Source organism: Listeria floridensis FSL S10-1187 (assembly GCF_000525875.1).
GTDB classification, from domain to species: Bacteria; Bacillota; Bacilli; order Lactobacillales; family Listeriaceae; genus Listeria; species Listeria floridensis.
The window spans coordinates 1-26,767 of the sequence record NZ_AODF01000011.1; the positions used below are offsets into that span (position 1 = coordinate 1).

Sequence of the window (26,767 nt, forward strand, 5' to 3'; positions counted from 1 at the left end):
GTTCGTCCTGAGCCAGGATCAAACTCTCGTTAAAATGAATTTGAATACTTATTCAACACCGTGAATAAGTTTCCTTAGCGTCATACTTGACTTCGCTAGCAATTTCTTACTAGATTTGTTTTGGAAATCACTTTTGATTTCCTGCCCTACGAATTGATTGGTGAAACATACTGTCTCATCGCTTTTTCGTCTTCTTTTTGTTCAGTTTTCAAAGGTCAGTCTCTTGCTTGTGCGATGCTCATTTAGCGCATCAGCAACGTTTATAAATATACCAACTTTCGAGCCGTTCGTCAATAGTTTTTATGATTTTTTTTGAATAAAAGTTATTTTTTTACACATATTGGCGCTCGAATCCCCTTTTCATGCAAAGAACGACGAAATATCCAGCTCCTCTATGTCAAATAAATTTGAACGCCTTTCTCCTCAAACTGCTCTTTTAATAGAGAATCTAACTCCTCTCCTGTTACAATACATGAAATTTTATCTACGTCGGCATATTTATATAAGGATAGTCTGCCAAATTTCGTATGATCAGTTACTAAGATAACTTCATCAGCGGAATGCAAAATTTCCTTTTTCACTGGAACAAGATATTCATCATAGTGCATCAGTCCCTTATCAATATCTAATGCCGGTGTCGTTACAAACGCTTTATGGACATGAATGTTTTGGATAGTTTCATCAGCAATCATTCCATTTAAGATATAAGTATCAGGATAGATTACTCCGCCAGTCACGATGATTTTTGATTTTGAGAAGCGCAGAATGGAAGCTGCGCGGAGGTCATTTGTGATGATTGTCAAGCCGGGGCGGTCTTTTAAAACTTCGGCGATGTAGCCGGTCGTTGTTCCGGCATCAAGTAGAATTGTGTCACCATCTTCAACCATCTCGGCAGCATAAGTGGCAATTCGCTTCTTTTCTTCGTAGCGAACTTCACTGCGTTTATTCCAGTCTGGTTCGGATACAACTTTTTCCTCGATCATAACACCGCCGTGGGTTCGCTTTAGTTTTTTATCTTGTTCAAGCGCGGTAAGGTCACGTCTGATGGTCGCTTCATGAACACTAAAATGCTGGGCTAGCTCGGATACGGTTGCTATTTTGCGTGATCTAACATATTGAACAATCGCTCTTTTTCGTTCTATTGAAAGCATGATGCTCCTCCTTGATATAGAAAAAAAGCCCTCGGAACACGAGGGCTTTTTTGAATGAATCTTAGTCGTTTAAGCGTTTTTCGAGTTCAGCTTTTTTATCTTCATAGCCAGGTTTGCCTAAGAGCGCAAACATATTTGCTTTATAGGCTTCAACTCCTGGTTGGTCAAATGGGTTGACGCCATTTAGATAGCCACTGATTCCGACAGCTTTCTCAAAGAAATATACGAGATATCCGAATGTGTATGGATCAAGCGATGGAACTTCAACAACAAAATTCGGAACTTCTCCATCAGTATGTGCTAGAAGGGTTCCCTCAAATGCTTTCGTATTTACAAAGTCCACTGTTTCGCCAGCCAAATAGTTTAAGCCGTCAAGATCAACTTCTTCTTTGCCAATAGTCAAATTGTGACGCGGTGTCTTCACTTTTACGACTGTTTCAAACAAGTTCCGGCGTCCATCTTGAATATACTGACCAAGAGAGTGCAGATCAGTTGAAAAACTAGCGCTCGAAGGGTAAATGCCTTTCTTGTCTTTTCCTTCACTTTCCCCAAATAGTTGTTTCCACCACTCATTAAAGTACTGAAGCCCAGGTTCATAGCTGATTAAAAGCTCAGTCACTTTGCCTTTCCGGTAAAGAACGTTACGTGCTGCCGCGTATTGGTACGCAATATTTTCTTTTAATGAAGGGTTAGAGAAGTCTTTGCTTGCTGCTTCTGCGCCTTCCATTAGCAATTTGATGTCCACACCGCTTACGGCGATTGGAAGAAGCCCTACAGCTGTAAGGACAGAAAAACGTCCGCCGACATCATCCGGCACAACAAATGTTTCATAGCCTTCGTTATCCGATAGGGTTTTAAGTGCACCTTTTGCTTTGTCAGTTGTTGCATAAATGCGAGATTTAGCACCTTCTTTGCCGTATTTTTTCTCAAGCAAATCTTTAAAAATACGGAAAGCAATCGCTGGTTCTGTTGTAGTTCCAGATTTTGAAATTACATTGACAGAGAAATCACGATCACCGACAACCTCCATTAAGTCATGCAAGTAACTTGAACTAATACTGTTTCCTGCGAAAAAGACTTGCGGAGTTTTGCGATCTTTTTGATCCATAACATTATAGAAAGAATGGTTCAATGTTTCAATTGCAGCTCGTGCGCCAAGATAAGATCCACCAATCCCGATAACAATCAATACTTCGGAATCGCTTTGGATTTTCTTGCTCGCTTTTAAGATGCGATCAAATTCTTCTTTATCGTAATCACTCGGCAGATTGACCCATCCTAGATAGTCGCTTCCTGCACCAGTTCCGTTATGTAGCATCTCATGAGCGACTTTTACTGCCGGTTCTAAGTAGTCCAGTTCGTGTTGATCGAAAAAACGCAACGCTTTGGAATAATCAAAGTTAATGTGTGTCATTTAATTCCCTCCAAAAATTTAAAAAGATTCTGCCTTAACTTTATATCTTATACCCGACTTTTGCAAGAATAGTCGCTATACAGAAAGTTAATATTTGCCATTTGATTCTCTCGAAAATTTCAAAAAATATCGGTTCCATTTCGTTTCGCATCTGAATTTTATTTGGGCAGTTGCTATTTTGCCGGAAACTCATTGCAATGTTCATACTCTGCTCCAGCAGCATTGAGCAAAAAATGAAGCGAAGCCGTTTCCTCAGGCAACAAATCATCCGCAAGCGGAACGCCAAGCCACTTCACTCGAAAAACGCTTTCATCATTTTGAGGAAGAGTGAACCCGCCCACCGGTTTGGCTCTGAAGACAAAGATGCAAACATGTTCCCAAGCAGTTCTTCTTTCTTTACAATAAAGTAAACTCGAAACAGCAACTTCAATGCTCGTCTGCTGTTTAACTTTACGAATCAGCGCCTCTTCCATGGTTTCATCCTGATCAACTCTTCCGCCTGGAAATCCCCAAGTCAAATCCCTTTTTCTTACTGCTAAAATTTCATCCTTTTTTTCGTTATAGATAAAACCCTCGACTTTGATTGTTCTTTTCATGGCGCCCTCCCCTTTTTTGCAAAAGTTATCAGTTTATTGCTTTGAATCGATTTACTAGAAAAAATAATCAAAAAATTTCAATCGCAAATTTAACTTTGTTTCGCGAATTCACTTAATTATAACTAAAAAATGAATTATCAGAAACTTTAAATGTAAAATGGGATGGAAGCTTCCGACTGTTTCAGAAGTTCCATGTCCGTTTCTAGCTTTATTTATCTGCTTTCTTCACCCATTCTTCAAGCTTATCACGCAGCGTATTAAATCCTTCGTCTACTCCCTGTGATTCTTTTTTCGATGTCGTCTTTCGTGTCTGCGGTTTAACATCCTCAAGCGCTCGCATCGACAAACTGATTTTCTGTCCTTCTTCGTCGATTTCGAGAACTTTTACTTTGACTTCCTGACCCACTTCAAGAAAATCGTGGATGTCCTTGACAAAACCATGTGTGATCTCAGAAATATGAACAAGACCTTGCGTCTTATCATCTAGAGCGACAAATGCACCGTAGCCTTGAATACCCGCTACCTTTCCCGTGACAACATCGCCAACTTGAAATGCACTCATTGAAACAACACCTACTTTCCAATTTCAATCGATAATGAAATATTATATCACTCGTTACTCATTCTCGCCATTTTTATTATCCTATCCTGTTGTAATAGCCAAACTTCGGCATTTTAAAACATGCATATGATACAATATAATAGAAAAATTTCCAAGTTCAAAAGGAGGAACAATTATGAGTCAATTTGATGAAGTCATTCCGCGCCTAGGAACCAATTCAGAAAAATGGGATGGTGCAAAAGATTTATTTGGGCGAGACGGAATTATCCCGATGTGGGTTGCAGATATGGATTTTAGAGCCCCAAAACCTGTTTTAGATGCTTTCAAAAAACGGGTTGATCACGGCGTTTTTGGTTACACCCACTCAACAAGCGAACTGGTTGAAGCTATTGTCAATTGGAATAAAATTCGCCACGATTTTGACATTAATCCGGATGCGATTATTTTTAACGAAGCTGTTGTTCCTTCCATTTCACTCGTGATACGCGCTTTGACGGAAAAAGGAGACAAAATTTTAATGCACTCTCCGATTTATCCGCCGTTTTTTAAAGTGACAGGGGATGAGCTTAATCGCAAAGTCGTGCTTTCACCGCTCCGCTATGAAAATAATCGCTTTGAAATTGATTTTGCTGATATGGAAAAAAAACTCGAAACTGGCGACATTAAATTATTTTTGCTTTGCAATCCGCAAAACCCCGGCGGTCGCGTTTGGAGTTCAGAAGAGCTTTCTCAAATAGCCGAGCTTTGCGCTCGTTATAAGGTGCCAATACTATCTGATGAAATTCACGCTGATCTTGTGATGCAGCCCCGTATACATACGCCAATTGCTAAAGTGAAAGAAGACTATAAAAATCAAATTATTACGCTAATGGCACCGACAAAAACGTTTAATCTTGCGGCTTTAAAGGTTTCTTATATTATTTCTGACAACCCTGAATACCGTGAGAAACTAATTGCCTGCAAAAATTACGTCCATAGTGGCGGTATCAATGAATTCGGTCAAGTGGCACTTCATGCAGCTTATAACGAAGGCGCGGAATGGTTAGACGAATTGCGCAGCTATATTTACGAAAACTATCAATATGTAAAAAATGAGCTTGCACTGCATTGTCCTGACATCGGTGTAGCGGAGCTCGAAGCAACGTATTTGATGTGGCTCGATGCGCGTGCGGTGCCAAAGGAAGAAGATGCTCTTTATCAAGATATTATTGATGCCGGTTGCGGCGTGCAAATGGGTTCGGGTTTTGGTGAAGCAGGTACTGGTTTTATCAGGTTGAATATTGCCTGCCCGCGTGAAACTTTGAAAAAAGGGATTTCGTGTTTGATTCAAGGTGTTTTAAAATAAGAATCATGGAGCACTCACTTGCTGGGTGCTCTATTCTTTTTCAAACACAAAACTACTTTTTGGTGTCATTCCTTGTTATACTAAAAAATAGATGTTTTAACAAATTTGCGGGAGCTAAACTTCTCGTTTTACTAAAAAAGGAGTGAATGATTTTATGTTTTTAGGTCTTCGCGAGCTACTTTATTCGAAGTTGCGATACATACTTGTAACGGGCATCATGATTTTAATTATGTTGTTGTCGCTGATCTTATCTGGACTCGCTAACGGACTCGCTTATGATAATTCTTCTTCGGTTTCTGACAACGGCGTGCCGTATTATGCCATCGCTAAGGATGCGCAGGGAAAGGTTTCGCGCTCACTTTTCCCCGAAGCTGATCTGACAAAGATTAAGGACGATCCAAATGTGAAGGATGCCGCTGTTCTCGGCCAGTCTATGCAGACATTAAAGCGGGATGAGGACGAAAAAAAAATTCAGCATTGCTTTCTTTGCGATTCAGCCAGGCAGTTTTCTCGATCCCAAAATTTCTTCCGGGAAAGAACTTGAAGTTAGCAAACCTGATGAAATCGTGGTGGATTCTTCGCTTAAAAAAGAAGGGATTAAACTTGGCGATGTATTGATGGACGATATGTTGAACCGCGAGTTAACAGTTGTTGGGTTTACTGAAAATCAAAAATATAGTCATGCCCCAGTTGTTTACATTAATATGCCAACTTGGCAATCGATCAACCCGATGCTTTATCACCAGAAAACACCTGAAGTGAGTGCGATTGCGATTCAGCCTAAAAATAGCGATGAAACGCTTAAACTAAATTCAAAGTCGTTTGAGCTTTTAGATCAAAAAGCCTTTTTAGATCAAATTCCTGGTTATTCAGCTGAGCAGTTGACGCTAAACATGATGATTTATTTCTTGATTGTGATCGGCGGATTTATTTTGACGGCATTCTTCTATGTGATGACTTTGCAAAAAACAACGCAATTCGGCATTTTGAAAGCACTTGGAACCAAAACCAGCTATATTGCAGCAAGTGTCATTACACAAGTGATTGTCATTTCACTAATTAGTATTGTCGTGAGTGTCGGGATTACACTTCTTCTTCCAAGCATCTTACCTGACGCTATGCCATTTCAACTTTCCACGACTACTATAGTGATTTATAGTGTGATTTTCTTTATTGTCGCAATAGTTGGATCGCTACTTTCAATGTGGAAAATTAATAAAGTTGATGCTTTAGATGCTATTCGCGGAGGTGATGAATGATGTCAGCAATTTTGAAGTTTGAAGCGGTTGCCAAAAATTACAAATCCGGACCGAGCATTATTCACGCTTTGCACGAAACGGATTTTGAAGCAAGAAAAGGCGAATTAATTGCAATTGTTGGGCCAAGCGGTTCTGGAAAAAGTACATTTCTTTCACTAGCAGGCGCACTGCTTACGCCAAGTTCTGGACAGATTTTCTTGAACGGAAAGGACATCAGCGGACTTTCTAAGAAGGAGCAAACGGAACTGCGACTTAATGAAATCGGCTTTATTTTTCAGGCAGCTCATCTGGTTCCTTATTTAAAAGTGAAGGACCAAGTCAGCTTTATCGGCAAGCGATCAGGTACAGACAAAAACAAATCTGACCAAGACTCACTTGACCTGCTTAATCAGCTTGGACTGGAAGCCCGTACCCACTTTTACCCAAAAGATTTATCCCGGGGGTGAAAAACAGCGCGTGGCGATTGCTCGGGCTTTGATCAACTCGCCTTCGCTCATTTTAGCTGACGAGCCAACAGCAAGCCTTGACAGCGAGCGTAGCCGAGAAGTCGTTGAACTGCTACGTAAAGAGGTCGAAAACACGAAGCGTAGTGCAATTATGGTGACGCACGATGAACGAATGCTTGATCTTTGCGACCATATCTACCGAATGGAAGATGGTAAGCTTCATAAAGAACGATAAAAAAAAGCCTGAGACTCGTTAAAATCGAATCTCAGGCTTTCTTTTTTATTTATTTTCATCAATTAATTTTACGGCTTGAGCGTAAACTTTTTCGCCGTTCATAGTACCGTAATCTCTCATGTCAATCACATCAACAGGAATACGGCCATCCACTTTATTTTTCACATCTTTTTCTTGGAAGCGAATTTGCGGGCCGATCAAAACAACATCAGCCTTATCGATTACACTGTCCATTTCAGCGATTGAGTATGCTGCAATTTCAGCTTCTTCGCCTTTCGCTTTTGCTGCATCTTGCATTTTAGTAACTAATAAACTAGTGGACATACCTGCCGCACAGAATAAAACGATATTTTTCATTTTTATCTTCCTTTCAAAATAAAACGCTTTAATAACTACTTTTTTATTATACAGCATCTTGCTATCATTTAACAAGCTTCTAATACTAAAAGTATATACTTATAACAAATCTTTTCACTCTTTTGTCACACTTTTTATTTTAGAGATAAATTTTTCGATAAATCATTCTTTTCGCAAAAAACTGATTGCACTTTTAGTGAAATAGAGTAAAATAGAGAAATACGAATAGACGAACAGGAGTGAAAACATGAAGGTAGTAAAATTCGGCGGAAGTTCCCTTGCAACTGGAGCAAATTTAAATCAAATTTTCCAAATCGTTACGGCTGATCCTGAACGAAAGATTGTGGTTGTTTCAGCACCCGGAAAGCGATTTAAGGAAGATGCGAAGGTGACTGATCTCTTGATTGACCTTGCAACAAAAGCACTGCTTGAGGAAGATACCACTGTACTTTTTGAACAAATCATCGCACGTTATCAGGAAATCGCCGAACAAACTGGAACGGATGCTTCTATTGTCGAACAAATTCGTTCTGACCTTAAAAGACGAATAGATTCCGACAAAGCGAATCCAGATTTATTTATGGATCTAATCAAGGCGAGCGGCGAGGATAACAACGCCAAACTCGTTGCTGCTTTTTTTACAGGCAAAGGAATTCCGGCACAGTATGTAAATCCGAAAGAAGCTGGGCTGATTGTAACGGATGAACACGCGAATGCGCAAGTGCTTTCGGAATCTTATGCAAAGCTTCATCAGCTGCGTAACGCGGATCAGCTTGTGATTTTTCCAGGCTTTTTCGGTTACACAAATTCCGGCCAAATTAGTACTTTTTCGCGGAGCGGTTCGGATATTAGCGGCGCTATTTTAGCAAATGCTGTAAATGCCGACCTCTACGAAAATTTTACCGATGTTGATGCTGTTTTCACGGTGAATCCCGGTTTTGTCAAGCATCCGCTTGAAATTAGTGAACTAACTTATCGCGAAATGCGCGAACTTGCGTATGCTGGTTTTTCGATTTTTCATGAAGAAGCGCTAATTCCCGCCTTTCAAGCAGGCATTCCAGTTCATATTAAAAATACGAATAACCCCGATTCTCGCGGAACAAAAATTGTGAGAAAGCGGGAATGTTCGGCTGGTCCAGTTGTCGGAATTGCGAGTGACAGCGGGTTTAGCCGAATCTATATCAGCAAATATTTGATGAACCGCGAAATTGGTTTTGGACGCCGCGTTTTATCGATTTTAGAAAAAAACGGCCTAACGTTTGAGCATATGCCTTCTGGAATTGACGATTTGACACTGATTTTACGAGGAAATCAACTGAATCCCACTCTTGAAACTCGTGTTGCTGAAGCACTTAAGCGGGAACTTGGTGCGGATGATGTTGCGATTGAACACGATATATCGCTCGTGATGATCGTTGGCGAATCGATGCGCCACAGCATCGGAACAACCCATCGTGCCAGTCGTGCACTCGCTGAAGCTGGTGTCAACATCGAAATGATCAACCAAGGTTCTTCCGAGGTGAGTATCATGTTCGGCATCAAAAAAGATTTTGAAAAAACAGCGATTCAAGCGCTCTATCAAGAGTTTTTTGCCGAATAAAAAGGCGTGCCCGAGCGGCACGCCTTTTTATTCTGGCCTTATTTATTCAACGATCGTGATTTTTTCAATAACAACATCGTTCACTGGTTTATCTTGCGCACCAGTTGGTACAGCCGCAATATCATCCACGACGTTCATACCTTCCACAACATGCCCGAAAACTGTGTGACGGCCATCTAACCAAGGAGTTCCGCCCTCTTTATACGCCTCGATAATTTCAGTCGGGAACCCAGCTTCTTCCATTTGTCCAATCATTTCTGGTGGCATATCCGGTTTTTGTACAATGAAAAACTGACTTCCGTTTGTGTTTGGACCTGCATTTGCCATTGATAACGCTCCGCGTAAATTAAACGCATGACGAGAAAATTCATCTTCAAATGGAGCTCCTCCAGGGAAAGCACTTTCGCCGCCTGTGCCGTTGCCGTTTGGATCTCCGCCTTGAATCATAAATTCTGGAATGACACGATGGAAAATTAAGCCATCATAGTAACCATTTTTCGCATGTGTCACGAAGTTTTCAACAGTTTTCGGCGCGATTTCCGGAAATAATTTAACTTTTAAAGTCCCACGATTTGTGACAATTTCTGCAAGTTTTTCATTTTCTGCGATTTCTTTTGATAATTGAGGGTATGTCATAGTTATGCTCCTTTTTCTTTAATTTACTTTCCAAACCAGATGAACAGCAAGTTGATGACGACAGCCACTAAGTATATTGCAAGTACTGCCGCGACAATCCAAATGATGATTTTTTTTGCCATATATGCTCCTTTTTGCGGTCAAAACCGCTCTGATTTATTCAGTTCTATTTTATTTTAATATGAATGTCCTGATTTTGAAAACAAAACGAACGGAGTTGACCTCATGTGTCGATCAAAAAACGTAATTTATATATCTTAATGCTTGCAAATTTACTTATGTCCGCAAGCACAACAATGATCATGCCATTTCTTTCCTTATATATTGAAACTTTCGGACAGTACAGCGCTGCTTATGTTCAGAAATGGGCTGGCCTGATTTTCGGCGTCACCTTCCTAGTCGCTTCATCTTTTCGCCTATTTGGGGCAGAATCGGGGATAAATACGGTTATAAGAAAATCTTGGTTTTTACTTCCTTCGGAATGGCCATTAGTATTTTTTTTAATGGGCTTTGCACATTCTGTCAGCTACTTGTTCATCCTTCGTATCTGCATGGGCGTAGTTACAGGATTTATTGGAATTTCAAATGCTTTTATCGCGCGTCAAACAGCAAAAAAAGAAGCGGGGAAAATCCTCGGGACACTGCAGCTTGGTGGCGTAACCGGTATGCTGTTTGGTCCGCTGTTCGGCGGTGCCATGGCAGATACATTTGGTTTTAAAAACACTTTTACATTAACCGGCATTGCCATCTTAGCAGCCGCCATTATTGTGACAGTTGGTCTAAAAGAAAATCGCGAGGAAGAGACCGGCGGCAACCCGATGATTTATTCTCGCCGTGCTGTTTTAAAGCGTATTTTTAGCATGCGCGTACTCTTGACTGTTATGATTATTACCGCACTCATTCAAATTGCTAATTTCAGTGTCCAGCCGCTGCTCGCTCTTTACGTTGGAAAAATGACTCATTCAAGTAACATCGCATTCATGTCCGGTCTTGCTTTTTCAGCAACTGGTTTCGGTAATCTTGTTATGACGCGTAAATGGGGCAAGCTTGGTGATGAATATGGGTATGAAAAGATTTTGAATATCTTGTTAATCCTTGCTGCGATAACTGTCATTCCGCAAGCTTTTACTAACCAGCTCTGGCTCTTCATCTTGTTTCGTTTCCTGTTTGGAATTGCACTTGGTGGAATGGTTCCTTGCATTACTGCTTATATTAGGCTCGCAGCTCCTGGAGATATGCAAGGAGAAGTTCTTGGTTACAATCAAAGCGCGCGTTTTCTCGGCAATGTAATCGGCCCGATTCTCGGAGGAACTTTATCCGGGTTCATCGGTATTAATAACGTCTTTATCTTTATGAGCATCATGTTTTTCGTTGCCTTCCTAATTTTACTTTATGCACTTCATTCAGATCGAAAACGTCATCTGAACGTGGATTAATTAACTTTCTAAGTAGAGAGCTCACAAAAATATTGGAGTTCTCTACTTTTTTTCTTGCAAAAAAGTATGCTATACTATAGATGGACTTTTTTATTGATCGAACAAAATGTAAGTACTTGCTTAAAAAATACACGTTCTTGTGAAATGATATAAATTTAAAAAGGAGGAACTGCTATTGTCTTTACTTCATCTCGCCATTCTTCTGCCCTTTTTTGCGGCACTCCTTATTCCGCTAATCTACACGTGGACTAAGAAAATACATACGGGTTGGCTCGTTTTACCGATTCCCGTTATCCTATTCATCTATTTCCTAAGCTACATCCCTAAAACAGCTTACGAAGCAACCACCGCTTCGTTTAACTGGATTCCTCGTTACGGCATTAATTTCACAGTTGTTGTTGACGGACTCAGTCTTCTGTTTGCTCTCCTCATCACTGGGATCGGCTCACTCGTTGTTTTCTACTCGATCTTCTACCTAGGGAAAAATAAAGAACGATTGAACAATTTCTATGCTTTCCTCATGGTTTTCATGACGGCTATGCTTGGTGTCGTACTAAGCGATAATTTGATCGTGCTTTACTTATTCTGGGAACTCACTTCGATCAGTTCATTCCTTTTGATCGGCTATTGGTATCACCGAGAACGTTCGCGTTATGGAGCGCGTAAAGCGATGACCATCACCGTTTTTGGCGGATTGATGATGCTCGGCGGTTTCATTTTGCTACACATCATGACAGATAGTTATTCGCTTCGTGAGATACTTGCGGCTGGACCTGCCATTTCAAATCACGCGTTTTTTATTCCAGCAATGATTTTAATATTGCTCGGTGCATTTACAAAATCGGCACAAGTCCCGTTTCACATTTGGTTACCGGATGCAATGGAAGCTCCAACGCCTGTTAGTGCTTACCTTCACTCTGCGACAATGGTTAAGGCTGGCCTCTATATTGTGGCTCGTTTCACACCGCTTTTCGCCGTTTCCGGCGTCTGGTTTACTGTTGTTTCAGTCGTTGGGATCATTACACTCTTATGGGGGTCCATTAACGCAACGAAAAAGAACGACTTGAAGGCGATCTTGGCCTATTCTACGATCAGCCAACTAGGGCTAATAATGACACTGCTTGGGATTGGAGCGGCAAGTCTTCATTTTGACTCCCTTAGTAATAATTTATATGCTGCTGCAGTCGTAGCGGCCGTTTTCCACCTTTTCAATCACGCAACCTTTAAAGGCAGTTTGTTTATGATGGTTGGGATTGTCGATCATGAAACCGGAACACGTGATATTCGGCGCCTCGGCGGCCTAATGCGTATCATGCCGGTAACCGCTACGATTGCTTTCATCGGTACCTTTGCGATGGCAGGAATTCCGCCGTTTAACGGTTTTCTCAGCAAAGAAATGTTCTTTGAAAGCCTAGTCGAAATCACTCACCTAAACCTTTGGAACGTTGAAACATGGGGCATACTTCTTCCTGTAATTGCTTGGGTTGCAAGCGTCTTTACTTTTGTATACAGCATGATTATTTTCTTTAAAACCTTTACTGGGAAAATTAAACCCTATCTGCTTCCAAAAAAACCGCATGAAGCGTCTCTCGGCTTGATTCTTCCCCCTGCAATTTTGGCAGCGCTCGTTGTTATCATTGGATTCTTCCCGAACTTGATTGCAGCGCCCATACTTGAACCTGCCGTAAAAGCTATTTTGCCGACACTTTCTGGAGCAGATGATTTTTCCATCCATATCGGCTTCTGGCACGGCTTTACACCGGCACTTCTAATGACCATCGGCGTCGTTATTGTCGGGATATTCCTTTATAAAACACATCGTTTCTGGAAACCGTTTCTTACAGTTAAAATTCCAAAATGGCTTAGAATTGGCAAAGCATACGATAACAGTATGTTTTACATGGAACAAGGCGCTTATCGCCTCACGATGTATGTGATGACTGGTTGGCTTAGAACCTATTTAAATTACATGCTATTTTCTTTCATCGTCCTCGTACTTGGTACACTTGTGATCACAGATTCGCTTAATTTCGATTTTTCGAATTTGACACAAGTGACAGTCGTAGACGGCGTGCTCGCAGCAGTCATTCTTGTTACACTGATCGGCATTGTTTTTTCAAAATCACGTATTACGTCCATCATTTTGCTTGGCGCGATGGGCTATACCATTAGTATCTTTTTTGTCATCGCAAGCGCACCTGATCTTGCACTTACCCAGCTCGTGATTGAAACCATTTCTGTCGTCCTATACTTGCTGGTCTTCTATCACTTACCGCAATTCAGCAACATTGAAGAAAAACCAAAATTCTTGTCGGTCAAAACACTCTTGAGTATCGGCGTTGGTATCACGATTACCCTTTTAGCGCTTTCCGCTTATGATACGACCTTCTACGAATCAATTTCACAGTATTACATTGATAATGTCTATAAAGAAGCTGCTGGGAAAAATATCGTAAATGTTATTCTCGTCGATTTCCGTGGTTTCGATACACTCTTTGAAACGGCTGTCCTTGCGATTGCCTCAATCGGAATTTTTGCGATGATCAAATTAAGACTAACGAAAAGGAGGAGAAAACATGAAAACGAATGACGTCTTGTTGCGTAATGTAACAAAAGTTGTCGCCTTTATCATCTTCTTGTTTTCGCTGCACTTGTTTTTCGCCGGACATTACAATCCAGGCGGCGGTTTTGTAGCTGGGCTGACAAGTGCCGGTGCAATTACGCTTACTCTCCTCGCTTACGATATTAAAACTGTACAAAGCATGCTCAATATAAACACGATTTTTATTACCGGAGTAGGTCTCTTATTCGCTGTTGGAACTGGGCTACTTGGCGTCTTTCTCGGCAAGCCATTTCTAACTCATGTTTTCGGCTATGTCAACCTTCCTATTCTTGGTAAAACTTCGTTGCACACGGCAACACTTTTCGACCTTGGTGTTTACCTTGTCGTTGTCGGCGTTACACTTACAATTATACAATCGATCGGGGAGAGTGATTAACGATGGAACTATTAATGGCTATCCTGATTGGTTTAATGTTTGCAGCTGCCACCTATCTAATCTTATCAAAAAGCTTGCTACGGATTATTATCGGAACTGCAATTTTAAGTCACGGTGTCAACCTTTTCGTCCTCACAATGGGGGGCGTAAAACGCGGTGACGTTCCGATTCTCGGTTTAAAAGCAACATCTGCGTACAATGATCCCTTGCCACAAGCGCTAATTCTTACCGCAATCGTTATCAGCTTCGGTGTTACAGCCTTCTTTTTAGTGCTCGCTTACCGGGCTTATCAAGAGCTTGATAGTGAGAGCATATCTAAAACGAGAGGACATGAGGCCGATGATGAATAACCTAGTACTATTTCCAATTTTAGTCCCGTTTCTCGGTGCAATTCTGCTGATGCTTCTGCCGAAGAAGATTATTTTGCAGCGAACAGCGGCGCTCATAGCTGGACTTGCTTTAATAGCTGTCTCCTTGTTCCTTGTCTTCCATGTCAAACAAAATGGAATTACAACCGTCAATATCGGCAACTGGGATGCTCCATTCGGCATTACGATCGTCGGGGATATGCTTTCGAGTTTACTTGTTTTCACAACAAGCATCGTACTTGTCTGTGTCATCATCTATTCCTTCTATACGATTGGAAAACCGCGCGAAAAGTTCCTTTATTACCCAGCCGTACTTCTTATGATTGTCGGCGTCAACGGTTCTTTTCTCACCGGCGATATTTTCAACCTGTTTGTCTTTTTCGAAGTCATGCTGATGGCTTCTTACGTGCTTCTAGTTATCGGAGGAACAAAAATCCAGCTTAAGGCCACGATTAAGTATTTGCTCATCAATGTGATCGGTTCCGGTTTTTTCGTTGTAGCGATTGGGGTACTTTATTCCATGATAGGAACGCTTAACATGGCCGATATTTCCCAAAAAATTAATGCGCTACACGGTACAAATACCGGAATGCTGAGCGTAGCTGCCGTCTTATTTCTATTTGTCTTCGGTCTAAAGGCGGGGCTCTTCCCACTTTACTTCTGGCTTCCCGGTTCGTATTTCGCCCCGCCAATTCCCGTTTTGGCATTATTTGGCGGACTTCTGACCAAAGTAGGCGTCTATGCGATCATCCGAACATTTAGCTTGTTTTTCACAAAAGAAACCACCTTCATGATGCCGCTTCTTGGCATCTTGGCGCTCATCACGATCATCTTCGGCATTATCGGGGCAATCAGCTACTATGATTTAAAAACCATCGTGATTTACAATATTCTGATTGCTATTGGGGTTATTTTATTTAGTGTTTCGATTCTTTCACGAGAATCCGTTACCGGCGCTGTTTATTATTTGATCCACGACATGATTATCAAGGCTGCTCTTTTCCTCATTATCGGGGTTGTGATGGCGATTACCGGTTCCTCATCCGTGAAGAAGTTCAGCGGACTGATGACGGTGAAGCCGACGCTTGGATGGGCATTCTTTATTGCCATTATGGGGATTTCCGGTATTCCGCCACTTAGCGGATTCTTCGGTAAACTCTTGATCGTTGAAGGAGCCTTTAGTGCGCACGAAATGATTGGCGGGATTTTGGTTCTCCTATCAAGCCTGTTCGTGCTGATGTCCCTTATCAAAGTATTTACTCGCGGGTTTTGGGGAGAAAAATCGGGTCATTTGACGCTTACGATCCCTTACCGCAAAATGATGTTGCCCGTCATAATTCTGCTTACGCTTTCGGTTCTTTACGGCGTATTCTCAAATGCCGTGTACCCGTTCATTGCAGATGCAGTCGAGCCGATTATTGATCCAAATGTCTACATCGATGCCGTGATGAAGGAGTGATGAAATGGCATTTCAGTTAATTATCAATGTAATTCTTGCTTGTCTCTGGATGTTCCTTGAATCTTCTTTTACGTTTGGTACATTCTTGATCGGCTTTATCATCGGAATCGTCTTATTGTTTTTCATGCGTCGCTTTCTTGGGACGACATTTTATGTATTCCGGCTGCTCGCGCTCGTCAAACTGCTTTATAATTTTTTACATGACTTGATTCTTTCAACGATTCATGTCAGTCGTATCATTCTTAAAAAAGACATGAGCATTCGCCCGGGGATTTTTCGTTATGATACCCTGCTTGAAACGGACTGGGAAGTGACGATGCTTGCACTGATGATTACCCTCACCCCAGGAACGCTTTCGATTGATATTTCGGATGATTATAAATCCATCTATGTACACTCGCTACACGTTCCGAACATTGAAGAGGAAATCGAAACGATTAGAAAATCTTACGAAGGTGCAATCATGGAGGTGTTTCACGGATGATTATCAAAATTGCTTTATCTATCGGGCTACTGCTTTATTCGATTTCAACATTTCTTTACTTATACCGCATCCTGAAAGGCCCTACCACCTCTGACAAAGTTATTGCTCTTGATTCAATCGGGATGAATCTTGTGGCGATTGTCGCCATGTTATCGATGTTTTATAAAACGAATGCTTATCTTGATGTAATTCTGCTGATTGCTTTGCTCGCATTTATTGGCACTGTTTCATTCTCGAAGTTTATTGAAAAAGGGAAGGTGATTGACCGTGAACGTGATAATTGAGATCATCATTTCGACCATGATTGTTTTAGGGGGCTTCTCAGCATTCTCGCTGCGATCGGCGTCATCCGCCTTCCCGATGTCTATACGCGAACTCATGCGGCGGGAATCAGCAATACATTTGGTGTAAGTTTGCTGCTTTTTGCCACAGTTGGTTTTTTCTTTCACTCAGGTGAAGGTTTCTATCCGCGAGTCCTCTTGGCCATTTTGTTTATCTATCTAACTACTCCAGTTGCCTCGCATCTGATTAACCGGGCAGCCTATGATACAGGTGTTCCGCTTGCGATTCGGATTCGTGACCAGCTGCGCTCTGTTAAGAAAGATGATATTAAAAAGCGCCGAAACTTGATTATTCGTCAAGAACAAATTGAAAAAGCACGTCAGGAAAAAGAAGAGCTTGAAGATCGGCTTGACTGGGAACTACGCGAAGAGCAAATTGATCAACGCGAGAAAAGTGAAGATCTTGGCCGCGAAGAAAATGAAACGGCGATTGAAGAAGAAGCAGATGATTCGGAAAATCAAATCATTGAAGAAGACGATCGAAAAAATGAAGAGGAAAAATAAAAAGGTTGAAGCTTTCGGCTTCAACCTTTTTATTTGGTTCGGCTTGGGCGAACTGCAAGGGTACAGCGGCTAACACAAATAGTTTCCCCTGACTCATTTGTAATAATGATTTGCCAAACTTGTGTAGAACGGCCTTGATGAATTGGAGTCGCTTTAGCCGTAACCACGCCTTCACTTACGCTTTTAATATGATTTGCATTGATTTCCAGTCCAAAAACAACATGGTCAGAAGGTACAGCTGCTTTTGCACCTATGCTTGCTGCATGCTCAGCTAATGCTACGGAAACCCCACCATGCAAAAATCCAAACGGTTGTTTCACCTTATCTGTCACAACAAGTTTTAGTTCTACTTCTTGCGTGGAAACGGAAATCGTTTCAATTCCAATGTTCTCTGCAAAATCCATTTTTTCACATCCTTTTCTTTTATTATATCGGAAATCGCAAGTTTTTGCGGGCTTTTTCTGTGGTACAATAAATTATAGAAGTTTAATAGACTGGGGAGATTTGGATGGCTATTTTTGAAAATGTGCCGCTTGTGGCATCTATTATTGCAATTTTGTTTGCTCAATTTGTGAAAGTGCCGATACGATTGATGGTTTCACGGAAAATTGAATGGGGACTGATGTTTTCGACTGGTGGAATGCCAAGTTCGCATTCAGCAGCAGTTACAGCATTAATGACTACGCTTGCGATTGAGCATGGCTTTGGTTCTCCTTACTTCGCGGTTGCAGTTGTTTTTGGGATTATTGTCATGTTCGATGCAACAGGTGTAAGACGTCAAGCGGGCGAACAAGCGGTTGTTTTAAATAAACTGGTTTCTGACTTTCAGGATTTTGTGGAACATGCGAAAGGACTCACAGCGCCTGAACAGGAAGTGAAGCAAAAACATTTGAAGGAGTTGCTTGGTCATAAACCGATGGAGGTATTTTTTGGTGCAGTAACTGGGATATCCATCGGGTTAATAATTTCTTGGATTATGGGAGCTTTTTGAGGAATTATTCACGAATCTGTCACAACTTTATTCCTTTGATCGTGCTACAATGTATATAAATACAAATATAGAAGGAAGTGGAAACCTGTGACGGGCATCGTTCATTTCTTAGAGCAACATTCCGATGAATTTATTAATTACTGGATTAGCAGCTATTATGTTGAATCGAAAGAGTATCAAATGCGTAAAGATACGCCAGGTTTTTTAGACGCTCAGTATCGGGAAGCTAGTCAACTATTCAGTCAAGCTTTGAAGAAATATGGAACTGAAGAAGTAACGGCTTCAATGAAAGATATTGGCGAAGATCGTCGAGATATGAACACACCTTGGAAAGACATTTATTTGAGCCACTTTAGTTTTTATACAGCTTTAACTGAGTTTATTGTAGTTCATTACAAAAAGCACACTTTAGATTGTCCACTTGATGAATTCCTCGATTCGTTGATCGAGCTCCGGCGGATAGAAGCATTATCTAGCTCTGAACTCTATGATGGATATGAGTACGAAGCTAATCAAAAAGTTTTAAACCGGTAAGCAAAAGCTTAGCGGTTTTTTTATATTAAAAAAAGCACCTTCACAGTGAAGGTGCTTTTACACTTAATGCTTATTTGTAGAATTTAAACTTCCCTTTGCTCATCATTACGCCAGTTCCTCCGATAAGAAGAAGCGCGCGATCATCGATCACTTTCTTCATAAACGATGCTGGATAGCCTTTGATGTTTTTACCGAAGACAACTCCGATTGCATCATTGTCACCAATCGAGCAAACAGTACCTTTTTCATGGTATTCAAAGTCAACCAAATCTGTATCGCCTTTGACCATTTTAGCAAGGTTAATTGCTGCTACGTCTGCTTGCTGCATCGCAATTTGTGCTGTTGTAGGATACGGACGTTCATTGGCTGGATTGATGATTAGTGAGCAGTCGCCAATAATTAAAATTTCTTCATTACCTGGAACAGTCAAATTATGGTTGACTTTCACACGACCGCGACCAGCTTCAAATCCTGACGCTTCGATCACACTGTTTCCGCGTACACCCGCTGCCCAAATAATGGTTCCAGCTTTGATTTCTTTTTCTTCTGTTTCGCTCGCAGCATATCTTACTCCGTCAGCCGTTGCTTCTTTTACAGGTTTTCCGACAAGGAATTCCACGCCGCGATCTTCAAGCACTCCGACACCGTAATCAACAAGTTTTGCATCAAATTGCGGCAATACTTTCGGTGCTGCTTCAAGGCAGACAATCCGGACTTTTTCGCGCGGAACATCATACATCTTCACAAGTTCCGGAATGCGGTTCGTTAGTTCGCCTAAGAACTCGATACCGGTAAAGCCTGCACCGCCGACAATGATCGTAAGCAGCTCGTCTTTTTGCTCCGTTTTCCATTTTGAGAATTGTTCTTCGATATGGGCACGAATTTTTTTTAACGGAAGGAATGCTCGTAATGGTAAGAGCGAATTCTTTCAACCCTTTGATGCCGAATGTCTCAGCTTCAGAGCCGAGTCCAACTAGCAAATAATCATAAGAGATATCACCTTCGTTTTTAAGTGTCACGGTTTTTGAATCTTTATTAATTGTAACGACTTCATCTTGGATGAAAGTTGTTTTACTTGTATCTACTACTTTAGAAATTGGGTAAACAAGTTGTTCAGGTTCTAATGTCCCTGCTGCCGCTTCATGCAGCCATGTTGTTTCTTGGTGATAATCATTTTTATTAACAAGAACGATTTCTGCTCCAGTATTTGCTTGCTGCAATTTTCTAAGAGTCTTGAGACCGCCGTATCCTGCTCCTAAAATGACAACTTTTGGTTTACTCATTTGTAATCACATCTACTTTCCCTTAATATTTTTTTCACAAATTAGTTTGCAAATGATTCCTTTTTGACAGCATATGTAGATTGCGCTTATTCATCTACCTTGCGTGAAAAATACCACTTATAGTTATTATGATAGACGTTTTCGGAGCGGATTTCAAGGATAGAATTTTTGAAAATGCGCTTTGCTTGAATATACTCTAAGTGGTATAGGCAATTTTTGCACTTCCACATGCAGTCACTAATCATTTAGACTATTTTGTTACTATTTTAACAAATAATTGGTTTACTTAGAAAGCGTTTTTCAAAAAAAGTTTTCATTTTTCAATTCGAACAAGTTTGTGAAATTACATACTTTGCATGTCGTTAAATCCCAAGCCTATCTAACTTCTTTTCAAAGTAGTTTGTGATAGAATGGTAGTGTTATGCCGATGTGCATTTCAGTTTTGTGCAATTGGAGGGGAAACTTTTGGACCAACAAACCAAAATTTATGATATTACTATTATCGGAGGCGGCCCGATTGGTTTATTTGCTGCTTTTTATGCTGGTATGAGAAACGCCAGTGTTAAAATTATTGAGAGTCTGCCTCAACTTGGCGGACAGTTAGCTGCTCTTTATCCAGAAAAATATATTTATGATATTCCGGGATTCCCGAAAGTACGTGCTCAAGAGCTTGTAAATAACTTGATTGAGCAAATGAATCCCTTCGATCCAAAGGTCTGTCTTGGCGAAACCGTAACGGCGATCGGAAAAGAAGCTGATGGAACTTTTGAAATTTCAACGGATCATGATAGTCATTATAGCAAGACGGTGATTATTACGGCTGGAAATGGTGCGTTTGAACCGAGAAGGCTGCAGCTTGATGACGCCTCCGATTATGAAGGAAAAAACTTGCATTACTTCATCAATGATTTAAACCGTTTTAAAGGACGTAATGTTGCGATATGCGGCGGCGGTGACTCTGCTGTTGATTGGGCTTTGATGCTTGAACCCATTGCAAATTCGGTTGCGCTTATTCATCGCCGTCCGACTTTTCGGGCGCACGAGCATAGTGTTACGCGGCTTGAGAACTCAAGCGTTCAAATTATGACACCGTATATTCCGACTGCTTGATTGGTGATGAGAACGGAATCGCCAAGGTCGTGCTTGGCGAAGTGAAGGGCGATCAGGAACAAGTCCTTGAAATAGACGATTTTATTGTCAATTACGGTTTTGTTTCTTCACTTGGGCCAATTAAAGATTGGGGGCTCGAGCTTCTGCGCAATTCCATTATCGTGAACTCCAAAATGGAAACATCCATTCCTGGGATTTATTCTGCTGGCGACATTTGTACGTATGACGGAAAGGTAAAGTTGATTGCAACTGGATTCGGCGAGGCTCCTACTGCTGTCAATAATGCACTTAACTTTATTGATCCTAGTGCTCGCGTTCAGCCGATGCACTCCACTTCATTATTTTCCTAGTAAAACGCAAAAGGAACTTGGATTATCCAAGTTCCTTTCTTCCGTTAAAGACCTATCATGGTTTTGTTTTTTTCATCTATTCTCTTGCTTGATCAAGCGTCTATCTTTATCGTTGTAAATCTGCTGCTGAATGTGGTGCATCCGAGCTCTTAACTCTTGGAGTTCCCGTTCTAAGGACGCATCTTCTTCTTTTTTTCTTTTTTGCTGTCCAAAAAACCTTGCTTTATCCTCCTCAACATCATCATCACCTCATATATTCATCTCTCTATAACTAAATATTAGCACAAAAAATAAGGCTAAAACCAAAAATGTCGTAAAGAGTCCGATTTTGATCATAAATGATATTTGTAAGCGCTTTCTGAAATAATATAGTACATTATACCGAATTATAAAACTATTTAACTGTGTTTTATTTTTACAGAAATGGGAAAGGTTTAGATAGGTTCCTGATTGGAGGAGGAAAAACAATGCGAATTCTAGTTCTTGGCGCAAATGGACAAATTGGGAGACAAATCGTTCAGCGGTTAAGCCCGACTAATTTTGTCCGCGCAATGGTACGTAAAGCCGAACAATTTGATGCCCTTGAAAAACTTGGTGCTCATCCGATTATCGGTGATCTCGAAAAAGATTTTAGCTATGCTTATGATGAAATAGATGCGGTCGTTTTCTCTGCAGGTTCAGGCGGAAACACCGGTCCTGATAAAACGATCGCTGTGGATCAGGAAGGCGCCATTCGCGCGATTGAAACGGCGAAAGCAAAAGGAGTACGACGCTTTGTGATCGTGAGCTCGATTCTTGCTGGCGAACCGGAAAAGGGTCCTGCTTCACTTGCGCTTTACTTGGAAGCGAAAGGGAAAGCTGATGATGCTTTGCTTGCAAGCGGATTGGATTATACGATTCTCCGCCCTGTAACGCTGACTGATGATGCAGGAACAGGGAAAGTAGACGATGCTTCTAGCTCATTGCAAAAAACGATTACACGCGCAGATGTGGCTGCTTTTGCTGCGGCTGTTTTGCCAGAAGAAAAAACATTTGGCAAGATTTATACATTTGCAAATGGCGAAACACCAATTGATGATTATTTATAAATTAAAAAACGGCAATCCTTGTATGAAAAAAGGATTGCCGTTTTTTTATTGTCTTAAACTTTTTTTGAGGGTGAGAGCGGGGGCTTGGTTCGTTAAACAGGATCAATTGACTGATTTTCTAATATCAGCTTTTCTGCTTGGGCAAGCACTTTTTCTCCATTCATCATGCCATAATCGGTCATGTTGATGACGTCAATCGGAATGCCACGTGACGCCACTTTTTGACTGAACTGGTCAAGCATGAACTTCACTTGTGGCCCAAGTAGCAGCACATCGACATCCTTCGTTTCCAAACTATGGTCGGCTTCAGATGCGGAAACTGCAAAGATATCTGTTTCGGTTCCTGCATTTTCAGCAGCTTTCTGCATTTTTGTGACAAGCAAGCTGGTACTCATTCCAGCTGAACAAACTAGCATAATCGTTTTTGTCATAGGTTTTATTCTCCTTTTCTAGCGAACTCTGTTTGAAGTTCGAGTTGTATTTGTTTGGACCACTTGGTTTAACCATCGACCGGATTTTTTGATGGTTTTAATCTGTGTATGGATATTATTTGAGATCAATCCGTAACGGTTGCGATACGCATTTTTCCATGACCAGCAGTCAATTGGACACCAAAGATGATAGCCAAAGCAGTTGCTTCCTTCTTTGATCGCTTGATGCAACCAGTAAAGATGCTCTTCGATAAACTGAATGCGGTAATCATCTTCAATTACGCCTTCTTCATTTAAGAAGCGTTCTTCTCTTGATACGCCCATTCCATTTTCAGCAATAAACCACTCGATGTTTTGATAATTGTCACGGATATCAATTGCGATGTCATAAATTGCCTTTGGATAAATTTCCCAACCTTTGTCGACGTTCATCCGGCGGCCAGGCATTTCGTATTCGTCAAAATACTTGTCCGGCAGCCAGTCAACTGCAAGGCTTTTAGGCGAAATGTCAGGCGCTTTCACACGATGGGGATGGTAATAGTTGATGCCTAGATAGTCAACTGTATTTTCCGCAAGCAGCTTCATTTCCGAGTTGCTTGTTTCGAAAAGTACCCCGTCTTTTTGAAAAACGGAAAGTAAGGCTTCAGGAAATTTGCCTATGGTTGAGGCCTTCATGAAAAACTGGTTCAGCCACATATTGGCAAACTCGGATGCACGCTTGTCTGCGTCAGAATCTGTAGCTGGATACGGCGGTGTTAAATTGAGGATAATCCCAATTTTCCCATCTGGATTTTGATTGATTTTCTTAAAGGCACGAATGGCTTTTGCAGATGCCAATTGAAGGTTATAGGCCACTTGAACGGCAGTCGGACCATCCACAAGATTCGGATAGTGAAATTGATGTAAGTATTCGCCCTCCACGATTACCATCGGTTCGTTGAAGGTGAACCAGTCGGAAACTCGATCTGAGAACAGCTCGAAGCACTTGGCTGCGAACTTGGCGAAAAGATCCCCACATGTTTGGAAGTCCAGCCGCCATACTGGTTATAAAGCTCAACTGGAAGGTCGAAATGATGCAAATTTATCACAGGCCGAATCCCTTGTTCAATAAACGTATCAATGACTTCATTATAAAAGCGTACGCCATCTGGATTGACTGTTGCTGTTTCAAAATCGTCAATTAGTCGCGTCCACTGAATGGAGGTTCGTACGGAATTCAGGCCGACTTCTTTCATCAACGCGATATCTTCTTTAAAGCTGTTATAAAAATTCGAAGCTGTATCTGGTCCTACTTGGTTATAAAAAATGTCCGGTTCGATGTCATACCAATGATCGAATACATTGGCATGTTGCTTATTAAATCTTCCTTCTGTTTGTGGGCCAGATGTTGCAGCCCCCCACCAAAAATGATTTGGAAATTGTAGTTTCATGTCTTCTGCTCCTTTAAATAAGTTGTTCGGCAAGTGCTAAAGAGCCGACGATTCCCGCATTGTCACGAAGTTTGCATGGTACGATAAAACTCTCCACGGCAGTTGTTTCCATATATCCGCCTAAAAGCATCTGAAATTGTTCTTGAATAAGCGGAAAGAGATGGGTCTGTTTCATCACTCCACCGCCAAAAACAATGACTTCCGGCGCAAATGATAATGTGTAATTGACGCAAGCTTGGGCAAGGTAATGGGCTTCAATTTGCCAAAGCGCATCCGTGGCATTAAGCTGTTCGGCTTTTTGACCAGCCCGCACTTCGATCGCAGGTCCGGCGGCAAGTCCTTCCAAACAATTACTGTGATATGGGCAATTTCCTTCAAAGGGATCAGATGCTAGCTGATTGATGTAAATATGTCCGATTTCGGGATGCCCTCTTCCTTCCATTACTTTACCGTTTAAAATGACTCCCCCACCTATCCCTGTTCCAACTGTTATATAAATACTGTTTTTAGCGAAACGAGCTGCACCATATTGTTGTTCGCCGAACGCTGCCGCATTAACGTCTGTTGTCCAAAAATACGGTAGATCGAATGCTGCTCGGATAGCGCCGAGGAAATCGAAGTTTCGCCACGCAAGTTTTGGTGTATTCGTGATGAAGCCGTACGTGGATGAATCTTGATTCACATCGATTGGACCGAATGAACCGATTCCAATCGCCTCAACTGGATACTGCTTAAAAAATGACACGATTTTTGGCAAGGTCTCCTCCGGTGTTCTTGTCGGAATGCTAATACGCTCTGCAACTCGCGGCAGTTCTTTTCTGTCTGCCACCGCGCACACGATCTTCGTCCCGCCTGCTTCAATTGCTCCTATCATTTGTCTCTCCTTCTTTCTTACAACTCTTTTTCATTTTGTTCAGAAAAATTCAGCCGAGTAAACTTCCCTTTTCTTCGTTTTTACTTTACAAATTAATCATACCTGCGCTTCTTTAAAAAATCAATCATTTTATAAAAATGACTAGACATTTAAAATAAAGGGTGATATATTTAAAATGTAATCGATTGCAAATTAATTTTTGAGGTGAAAAAAATGAATGGATTTATGGATAAGCTGGCGGAGAAAATCATGCCGCTTGCAAATGCACTCGGGCAAAATCGATATCTTACCGTATTAAGAGATGCTTTTATGTTAGCATTTCCTTTGACAATGTTTGGTTCTATCATTGTTGTACTTAACAACTTGCCGTTTTGGAGCGACGAAACGAAAGCAACTTTAAATCATCTGCTTGGAAATGGGCAAAGCGCTACGATGAGTATTATGACTATCTTCGTAACTTTTGGTATCGGCTATTATTTATCTAAATCCTATGACGTCGAAGGAATATTCGGCGGTGCGATTGCTTTTTCCAGCTTTTTGATTTTAACTCCGTTCTTTATGGAATCGGAAAAAGGTGAAATGATTACAAATATGCTGAGCCTTGATCGACTTGGTGCCAAGGGAATGTTTCTCGGGATGCTTGCTGCTTTTCTTGCAGCTGAACTTTACTGCCGGATTACAAAGCGCGGTTGGCAAATTAAAATGCCTAGCGGCGTTCCGCCAGCAGTTGCAAAATCATTTGCTGCTTTAATTCCAGCGGTTTTAACGCTTAGTGTTTTCTTGCTTATCAATGCTGCTGTTGTCGGATTTTTCGAAGCAAACTTGCATGATGTCATTTATGAAGTGATTCAAAAACCTCTGACAGGTCTAGGCGGAAGTCTTCCTGCAACATTAATTGCACTCTTCTTTGTTCAGTTTCTTTGGTTCTTCGGCTTGCATGGCCAAATTATCGTCAACTCCGTCATGGACCCGATTTGGAACACGTTAATGCTCGATAACCTTGAGGCGTATAAAGCTGGTGAAGCTTTACCGCATATTATTTCTAAACCATTTATGGAAACCTTCACCGTTGGACTTGGCGGCTCGGGGATGACGCTAGCAGTTGTCATCATCATGGCCTTTTTCATGAAACGTAAGCAGTATAAAGATATTGGCCGACTTGCGCTTGGCCCAGGTATTTTCAACGTAAATGAACCGGTTATTTTCGGACTTCCGATTGTCTTGAATGCGACCATTTTGATTCCTTGGGTAGTAGCACCTCTTGTTGTCACAACGTTTAACTACTTGGTGATGGCTGCTGGGATTGTTCCGCCGCCAACTGGGGTTTCTGTTCCGTGGACAGTTCCAATTGTCGCAAGCGGTGTGCTTGCAACGAATTCATGGCTTGGTGGACTGCTTCAAGTGGTCGATTTTGTTATCGTCGCCTTGATTTGGTTCCCATTCCTCCGGATTCTCGATCGGCAAAAAGAAATAGATATATAAAA

At 41.3% G+C, this 26,767-nt stretch carries 22 protein-coding genes and 6 pseudogenes; 17 read left to right on the top strand and 11 right to left on the bottom strand.

The genetic code is table 11. The features are described 5' to 3' along the window. Positions 1 to 392: 392 nt before the first annotated feature. From MFLO_RS05885 to yugI, 4 genes are all read right to left on the bottom strand, one after another. Positions 393 to 1,151 carry a DeoR/GlpR family DNA-binding transcription regulator gene (locus MFLO_RS05885; protein ID WP_036097013.1) on the bottom strand — a complete coding sequence of 253 codons (759 nt, stop codon included), beginning with the start codon at positions 1,149 to 1,151 and terminating at the stop codon, positions 393 to 395. Positions 1,152 to 1,212: 61 nt separating this feature from the next. Further along, complete coding sequence (locus MFLO_RS05890; RefSeq protein ID WP_036097014.1) at positions 1,213 to 2,565, bottom strand: glucose-6-phosphate isomerase; 1,353 nt, start codon at positions 2,563 to 2,565, stop codon at positions 1,213 to 1,215. Between the two features lie 173 nt (positions 2,566 to 2,738). Continuing rightward, complete coding sequence (locus tag MFLO_RS05895) at positions 2,739 to 3,161, bottom strand: NUDIX hydrolase (protein WP_036097015.1); 423 nt, start codon at positions 3,159 to 3,161, stop codon at positions 2,739 to 2,741. Positions 3,162 to 3,369: 208 nt separating this feature from the next. Beyond that, the gene (gene yugI, locus MFLO_RS05900; protein WP_036097017.1) at positions 3,370 to 3,723 is read right to left on the bottom strand and encodes a S1 domain-containing post-transcriptional regulator GSP13; all 354 of its coding nucleotides are present in this window, start codon (positions 3,721 to 3,723) and stop codon (positions 3,370 to 3,372) included. Between the two features lie 175 nt (positions 3,724 to 3,898). On the opposite strand from yugI, the gene MFLO_RS05905 reads away from it, so the two are divergent. The 3 genes and pseudogenes from MFLO_RS05905 (at position 3,899) to MFLO_RS05915 (ending at position 7,008) form a co-directional block, all read left to right on the top strand. Further along, positions 3,899 to 5,068 (top strand): MalY/PatB family protein, encoded by a 1,170-nt coding sequence (locus MFLO_RS05905; protein ID WP_036097019.1) that lies wholly within the window; start codon positions 3,899 to 3,901, stop codon positions 5,066 to 5,068. A gap of 154 nt (positions 5,069 to 5,222) precedes the next feature. Further along, a pseudogene (locus MFLO_RS05910) lies at positions 5,223 to 6,327 on the top strand (ABC transporter permease). After that, positions 6,327 to 7,008 (top strand): annotated as a pseudogene (locus MFLO_RS05915) (ABC transporter ATP-binding protein). The pseudogenes MFLO_RS05910 and MFLO_RS05915 overlap by 1 nt, the downstream one beginning before the upstream one ends. A gap of 45 nt (positions 7,009 to 7,053) precedes the next feature. Here MFLO_RS05915 and MFLO_RS05920 read toward each other — a convergent pair. Further along, on the bottom strand, positions 7,054 to 7,365 hold the full coding sequence (locus MFLO_RS05920) for a PTS sugar transporter subunit IIB (RefSeq protein WP_036097020.1): 312 nt from the start codon (positions 7,363 to 7,365) through the stop codon (positions 7,054 to 7,056). Positions 7,366 to 7,612: 247 nt separating this feature from the next. Here MFLO_RS05920 and MFLO_RS05925 point away from each other — a divergent pair, with 247 nt between their 5' ends. Next, a complete protein-coding gene (locus tag MFLO_RS05925) occupies positions 7,613 to 8,965 on the top strand; it encodes an aspartate kinase (protein ID WP_036097021.1) in 1,353 nt (450 codons plus the stop codon). Between the two features lie 42 nt (positions 8,966 to 9,007). On the opposite strand, the gene MFLO_RS05930 is transcribed toward MFLO_RS05925, so the two are convergent. Next, on the bottom strand, positions 9,008 to 9,601 hold the full coding sequence (locus MFLO_RS05930) for a peptidylprolyl isomerase (RefSeq protein ID WP_036097022.1): 594 nt from the start codon (positions 9,599 to 9,601) through the stop codon (positions 9,008 to 9,010). A 227-nt stretch (positions 9,602 to 9,828) separates the two neighbouring features. On the opposite strand from MFLO_RS05930, the gene MFLO_RS05935 reads away from it, so the two are divergent. The 8 genes and pseudogenes from MFLO_RS05935 to mnhG all read left to right on the top strand — a co-directional run bounded on the left by MFLO_RS05935 (position 9,829) and on the right by mnhG (position 17,192). Beyond that, entirely contained in the window at positions 9,829 to 11,037 is a 1,209-nt protein-coding gene (locus tag MFLO_RS05935; protein WP_241433559.1) for an MFS transporter, read from the top strand. Between the two features lie 175 nt (positions 11,038 to 11,212). Continuing rightward, positions 11,213 to 13,627: a Na+/H+ antiporter subunit A gene (locus MFLO_RS05940; RefSeq protein WP_036097023.1), complete on the top strand. Its 2,415-nt coding sequence runs from the start codon at positions 11,213 to 11,215 to the stop codon at positions 13,625 to 13,627. Then, positions 13,614 to 14,036, top strand: coding sequence for a Na(+)/H(+) antiporter subunit B (locus tag MFLO_RS05945; protein WP_036097024.1), 423 nt, complete (start codon positions 13,614 to 13,616; stop codon positions 14,034 to 14,036). The genes MFLO_RS05940 and MFLO_RS05945 overlap by 14 nt, the downstream gene beginning before the upstream one ends. Positions 14,037 to 14,038: 2 nt before the next feature. Then, on the top strand, positions 14,039 to 14,386 hold the full coding sequence (locus MFLO_RS05950; RefSeq protein WP_036097025.1) for a Na(+)/H(+) antiporter subunit C: 348 nt from the start codon (positions 14,039 to 14,041) through the stop codon (positions 14,384 to 14,386). Further along, entirely contained in the window at positions 14,379 to 15,863 is a 1,485-nt protein-coding gene (locus tag MFLO_RS05955) for a Na+/H+ antiporter subunit D (protein WP_149022984.1), read from the top strand. Before MFLO_RS05950 ends, MFLO_RS05955 begins: the two co-directional genes overlap by 8 nt. A gap of 4 nt (positions 15,864 to 15,867) precedes the next feature. Beyond that, complete coding sequence (locus MFLO_RS05960) at positions 15,868 to 16,347, top strand: Na+/H+ antiporter subunit E (RefSeq protein WP_036097027.1); 480 nt, start codon at positions 15,868 to 15,870, stop codon at positions 16,345 to 16,347. Beyond that, complete coding sequence (locus tag MFLO_RS05965) at positions 16,344 to 16,631, top strand: Na(+)/H(+) antiporter subunit F1 (RefSeq protein ID WP_036097028.1); 288 nt, start codon at positions 16,344 to 16,346, stop codon at positions 16,629 to 16,631. The genes MFLO_RS05960 and MFLO_RS05965 overlap by 4 nt, the downstream gene beginning before the upstream one ends. Continuing rightward, a pseudogene (gene mnhG, locus MFLO_RS05970) lies at positions 16,615 to 17,192 on the top strand (monovalent cation/H(+) antiporter subunit G). Before MFLO_RS05965 ends, mnhG begins: the two are co-directional and overlap by 17 nt. A gap of 29 nt (positions 17,193 to 17,221) precedes the next feature. On the opposite strand, the gene menI reads toward mnhG, so the two are convergent. Beyond that, positions 17,222 to 17,596: a 1,4-dihydroxy-2-naphthoyl-CoA hydrolase MenI gene (menI, locus tag MFLO_RS05975; RefSeq protein ID WP_036097029.1), complete on the bottom strand. Its 375-nt coding sequence runs from the start codon at positions 17,594 to 17,596 to the stop codon at positions 17,222 to 17,224. A 104-nt stretch (positions 17,597 to 17,700) separates the two neighbouring features. Between menI and MFLO_RS05980 the strand changes: the two genes are divergently transcribed. Next, positions 17,701 to 18,183 carry a divergent PAP2 family protein gene (locus MFLO_RS05980; RefSeq protein WP_036097030.1) on the top strand — a complete coding sequence of 161 codons (483 nt, stop codon included), beginning with the start codon at positions 17,701 to 17,703 and terminating at the stop codon, positions 18,181 to 18,183. Positions 18,184 to 18,270: 87 nt separating this feature from the next. Beyond that, positions 18,271 to 18,717 carry a hypothetical protein gene (locus MFLO_RS05985; RefSeq protein WP_051993528.1) on the top strand — a complete coding sequence of 149 codons (447 nt, stop codon included), beginning with the start codon at positions 18,271 to 18,273 and terminating at the stop codon, positions 18,715 to 18,717. 70 nt (positions 18,718 to 18,787) lie between these two features. Here the strand turns inward: MFLO_RS05985 and MFLO_RS05990 are convergent. Continuing rightward, positions 18,788 to 20,000, bottom strand: a pseudogene (locus MFLO_RS05990) (NAD(P)/FAD-dependent oxidoreductase). Between the two features lie 465 nt (positions 20,001 to 20,465). On the opposite strand from MFLO_RS05990, the pseudogene MFLO_RS05995 reads away from it, so the two are divergent. Further along, a pseudogene (locus tag MFLO_RS05995) lies at positions 20,466 to 21,460 on the top strand (NAD(P)/FAD-dependent oxidoreductase). Positions 21,461 to 21,927: 467 nt separating this feature from the next. Continuing rightward, the gene (locus MFLO_RS06000) at positions 21,928 to 22,548 is read left to right on the top strand and encodes an SDR family oxidoreductase (RefSeq protein ID WP_036097031.1); all 621 of its coding nucleotides are present in this window, start codon (positions 21,928 to 21,930) and stop codon (positions 22,546 to 22,548) included. Between the two features lie 92 nt (positions 22,549 to 22,640). Here the strand turns inward: MFLO_RS06000 and MFLO_RS06005 are convergent, their stop codons facing one another. From MFLO_RS06005 to MFLO_RS06015, 3 genes and pseudogenes are all read right to left on the bottom strand, one after another. Beyond that, positions 22,641 to 22,979 (bottom strand): PTS sugar transporter subunit IIB, encoded by a 339-nt coding sequence (locus MFLO_RS06005; RefSeq protein ID WP_036097032.1) that lies wholly within the window; start codon positions 22,977 to 22,979, stop codon positions 22,641 to 22,643. A gap of 18 nt (positions 22,980 to 22,997) precedes the next feature. After that, positions 22,998 to 24,409: pseudogene (locus tag MFLO_RS06010) on the bottom strand (glycoside hydrolase family 1 protein). A gap of 13 nt (positions 24,410 to 24,422) precedes the next feature. Then, entirely contained in the window at positions 24,423 to 25,283 is an 861-nt protein-coding gene (locus tag MFLO_RS06015; RefSeq protein ID WP_036097034.1) for an ROK family protein, read from the bottom strand. 213 nt (positions 25,284 to 25,496) lie between these two features. On the opposite strand from MFLO_RS06015, the gene celB reads away from it, so the two are divergent. After that, positions 25,497 to 26,765, top strand: a complete 1,269-nt coding sequence (gene celB / locus MFLO_RS06020) for a PTS cellobiose transporter subunit IIC (RefSeq protein ID WP_036097035.1) — start codon at positions 25,497 to 25,499, stop codon at positions 26,763 to 26,765. The last annotated feature ends 2 nt before the right edge of the window (positions 26,766 to 26,767 follow it).

Bases quoted from the DNA above. Each gene is read 5' to 3' on its own strand.
- MFLO_RS05885 (WP_036097013.1), bottom strand. From the start codon at position 1,151: ATGCTTTCAATAGAACGAAAAAGAGCGATTGTTCAATATGTTAGATCA.
- MFLO_RS05890 (WP_036097014.1), bottom strand. From the start codon at position 2,565: ATGACACACATTAACTTTGATTATTCCAAAGCGTTGCGTTTTTTCGAT.
- MFLO_RS05895 (WP_036097015.1), bottom strand. From the start codon at position 3,161: ATGAAAAGAACAATCAAAGTCGAGGGTTTTATCTATAACGAAAAAAAG.
- yugI (WP_036097017.1), bottom strand. From the start codon at position 3,723: ATGAGTGCATTTCAAGTTGGCGATGTTGTCACGGGAAAGGTAGCGGGT.
- MFLO_RS05905 (WP_036097019.1), top strand. From the start codon at position 3,899: ATGAGTCAATTTGATGAAGTCATTCCGCGCCTAGGAACCAATTCAGAA.
- MFLO_RS05920 (WP_036097020.1), bottom strand. From the start codon at position 7,365: ATGAAAAATATCGTTTTATTCTGTGCGGCAGGTATGTCCACTAGTTTA.
- MFLO_RS05925 (WP_036097021.1), top strand. From the start codon at position 7,613: ATGAAGGTAGTAAAATTCGGCGGAAGTTCCCTTGCAACTGGAGCAAAT.
- MFLO_RS05930 (WP_036097022.1), bottom strand. From the start codon at position 9,601: ATGACATACCCTCAATTATCAAAAGAAATCGCAGAAAATGAAAAACTT.
- MFLO_RS05945 (WP_036097024.1), top strand. From the start codon at position 13,614: ATGAAAACGAATGACGTCTTGTTGCGTAATGTAACAAAAGTTGTCGCC.
- MFLO_RS05950 (WP_036097025.1), top strand. From the start codon at position 14,039: ATGGAACTATTAATGGCTATCCTGATTGGTTTAATGTTTGCAGCTGCC.
- MFLO_RS05955 (WP_149022984.1), top strand. From the start codon at position 14,379: ATGAATAACCTAGTACTATTTCCAATTTTAGTCCCGTTTCTCGGTGCA.
- MFLO_RS05960 (WP_036097027.1), top strand. From the start codon at position 15,868: ATGGCATTTCAGTTAATTATCAATGTAATTCTTGCTTGTCTCTGGATG.
- MFLO_RS05965 (WP_036097028.1), top strand. From the start codon at position 16,344: ATGATTATCAAAATTGCTTTATCTATCGGGCTACTGCTTTATTCGATT.
- menI (WP_036097029.1), bottom strand. From the start codon at position 17,596: ATGGATTTTGCAGAGAACATTGGAATTGAAACGATTTCCGTTTCCACG.
- MFLO_RS05980 (WP_036097030.1), top strand. From the start codon at position 17,701: ATGGCTATTTTTGAAAATGTGCCGCTTGTGGCATCTATTATTGCAATT.
- MFLO_RS06000 (WP_036097031.1), top strand. From the start codon at position 21,928: ATGCGAATTCTAGTTCTTGGCGCAAATGGACAAATTGGGAGACAAATC.
- MFLO_RS06005 (WP_036097032.1), bottom strand. From the start codon at position 22,979: ATGACAAAAACGATTATGCTAGTTTGTTCAGCTGGAATGAGTACCAGC.
- MFLO_RS06015 (WP_036097034.1), bottom strand. From the start codon at position 25,283: ATGATAGGAGCAATTGAAGCAGGCGGGACGAAGATCGTGTGCGCGGTG.
- celB (WP_036097035.1), top strand. From the start codon at position 25,497: ATGAATGGATTTATGGATAAGCTGGCGGAGAAAATCATGCCGCTTGCA.